3 protein-coding genes are annotated in these 2820 nt (G+C 40.6%); all 3 read right to left on the bottom strand.

The annotated features are described in order from the left end of the window. Positions 1-672 (bottom strand): threonine aldolase family protein (locus tag PLK24_RS10315; RefSeq protein ID WP_324478852.1); only part of this gene is annotated, 672 nt, incomplete at its 3' end. 38 nt (positions 673-710) lie between these two features. Further along, positions 711-1703 (bottom strand): nicotinate mononucleotide-dependent phosphoribosyltransferase CobT, encoded by a 993-nt coding sequence (gene cobT, locus PLK24_RS10310; protein WP_324478850.1) that lies wholly within the window; start codon positions 1701-1703, stop codon positions 711-713. A gap of 30 nt (positions 1704-1733) precedes the next feature. Continuing rightward, positions 1734-2396, bottom strand: coding sequence for a class II aldolase/adducin family protein (locus PLK24_RS10305; RefSeq protein WP_324478848.1), 663 nt, complete (start codon positions 2394-2396; stop codon positions 1734-1736). Between the last annotated feature and the right edge of the window lie 424 nt (positions 2397-2820).

The raw sequence follows: 2820 nt of genomic DNA, 5'->3' as shown, positions 1-2820 counted from the left end.
AATAAAGGATTTACTTCCCGCTAAAATTGAACCAATCGGTGCACATAAACCCTTAGAAAGACAAAACATCACCGAATCACAGGATTGGCTTATATCGGTCGCATCAATTTTCAATGCCAAGGCAGCATTAAAAATTCGAGCTCCATCAAGATGAATTGGTATACCTAATGACCTACTATATTTAAAAATTTCTTTCATATCGGATAGAGGTATTACCTTCCCTGAAGAATGGGCATTTTCAAGGCATATTAAACCAGTTCGTGGATTATGGATATCCCCATCACGAAAACGGCGTTGCAGATCTTTAATAGTGATACGACCATTAACATCAGGGATACATCGTAACTGAACTCCGGCGATTACCGCTGATGCTCCAACCTCGTGCATAACAATATGATTACTCTCTGGTATGAGTACTTCATCACCTCTATCGGTGTGGGAAATCAGAGCTAATTGATTTCCAAAGGTCCCTGAAGGAACAAACAATGCAGCATCTTTCCCAACCATTTTTGCGGCTAATTCTTCTAACTGCCGCGTAGTAGGGTCATCTTGATATACATCGTCACCTACATCAGCTTTAACCATGGCATCTAACATTTCTTCAGTAGGATGAGTTACAGTATCGCTTCTTAAATCTATCCATTGGCTATGGTAGTGGTTAAAAGTTAACAACTTATGTCACTTCCTCCTTTTTTTAATCAGTTGAATCATCAACTCTTTTTAATCATTGCTTGATATAATTGTTCGGTTTTTCTTACTACTCGATCTGGTGATACGCCAAGCTGTTCAGCATACCAAACTGCTCCTCCAGCACCAACACCCTCCTTGACGTATCCTTTTTCATAATCAGCAAGACCAGAATAGGGTGATTGGCTAAAATCGAGTGGTGCAGAATAAATTTCAACCTGAACTTGTTTGGCAAGGTCAAGAAAATGGGCATACTTGTCACGAACCACATAAGTTGTCGTGGCAACCAAGAGGTGTTTATCATATCCAGCTTGTCGAAGTAAAGCGGCTACTGCCAACATTTGAGTTCCACCGGCAAGTATGATATCAGTTTCTTCTAAAACACCAGTTACCATGCCAAATACGGTAGCTTGCATTGGATCTCCCAGTTCACGAAGGGCTTCAATTGGTTTCCCACGCAAATCACCGAATTTGATTCCGATTCTCTTGGCAGTATTTTCCCAAATTTGATCTTTCAGCTGAACTGGATTGATTGGACCAGCCGATGAAACCATGCCATTATAACCTAAGGCTTTTAAAATCAAATAGGCAGTAGTGGTTCCACCGGGTAGTGATTCAGCAATAACGATCTTTTTTGTAGATTTCCCTAAAACTTGACCCAATGACTTGGACTTTTCAATTAACAATTCTACTTTGGTAACTGCTTGATTGGTTTGTGGATCTTGCCCAGGATCCACATTCATTTCAACATAGGGGACCACCGGAGGGAGGTACGTTCCAGAACGAACAATTAAAATGGGAAACCCAGCTTCACAATAAGCAGCATGAGTAATTATCGCCGGTGTTGGGTGCCCTTGAGGATCAACGGGAATTGCATCGATGACATAGGGCTTTCCCCATAAAAGCAGATCTGCATCAGCCGGGGCAGTATAAGGAATAACCTTCGGATTTAAGCCGGCTATTGAAACTCCAGGTATTTTACTGACATCACTCCCACTTATCACTAATACAAACATTCCAATTAATCCTCCTCGTTATTTGTAATTTTAGCGACTATTCGCTTTTTTTATTAGTTCCATTCGATATTTTTCAGCATCGAGATTTCTGATCTCATCACATTCTTTTGATGTCAAAATTCGAGGTTCGCCAAATTGTTTTGCTGCAATTAATATCCTGGCTGATTCTTCAATCAATTCGGTTCTTTGAAACGCTTCTTTTAGGTTCTGACCGACAGTCAATGCACCATGGCCGAGCATGAGAACCCCATTTTTGTCTTTAACTTGGCTTTGAACCGCCCGGGCTAATTCAGCAGTGCATGGAGTCACGTAGTCAATATAACCTAATGATCCTAAATAAGCGACAAAATCAGGGAACATTGGTCCAATTCGTCCTCCTCCGGCAATAACCCCTATAGTTAGAGGAGGGTGGGTATGAACAACGGCATTGATATCAGGCCTTCCCAAATAGCAGAACCAGTGCATAACAACTTCTGAAGAAGGCCGGCCATCAGATACGGTTTTTCCGGTTTCGAGATTTACTGCAATATAATCTTTTGGCTCTAATTCATCAAATCCTAATCCACTGGGTGAAATCAACATAATATCTTTATATCGAGCGCTGATATTGCCACCAGCACCAACCACTAATTTTTTTTCAATGATCTTCCGACCCCAATAAACTAACGCTTCTCGAAGCTCTTTTTCATCCATTGCTTCTCACCTCATTTTTTTAATTAAATTTAGAAATAATCTTAACAATATTGATTAATGGTTTTCACTCGTTCCTGTTATAAAGCTAAAACCATCATGCCGAATAAGGCACCAGATGAAAATGAAAATAGCTATCTCAATCCGTCATTCTAAGGAGCGTCTTGTGCGACGTGAGAATCTCATCCACCCACTCCGTCATTCTAAGGAGCGTCTTGTGCGACGTGAGAATCTCATCCTTTAAAGTATTTATGAAGAATAAAAAACCTAAAAAGATGAGATCCTCACGGCTTCATAAAGCGAAGCCTCAGGATGACGGATTAAAAACACCCTCCCCGCCGAAAGACGGCACCCCTCCAAGGAGGGGAATTGTTTGACTTATTCTTACTCATTTTGTTTTGATCATTATTTACTCATTTCGGTATTT

It is taken from the genome of Atribacter sp., assembly GCF_035418125.1.
Classification (GTDB): Bacteria; Atribacterota; Atribacteria; order Atribacterales; family Atribacteraceae; genus Atribacter; species Atribacter allofermentans.
Note: the sequence above shows the minus strand (reverse complement) of the source record. Positions and strands in the feature narration are given on the sequence as shown.

Coding starts and splice junctions, on each gene's coding strand:
- cobT (WP_324478850.1), bottom strand. CDS start 1,703: ATGTTTGTATTAGTGATAAGTGGGAGTGATGTCAGTAAAATACCTGGA.
- PLK24_RS10305 (WP_324478848.1), bottom strand. CDS start 2,396: ATGGATGAAAAAGAGCTTCGAGAAGCGTTAGTTTATTGGGGTCGGAAG.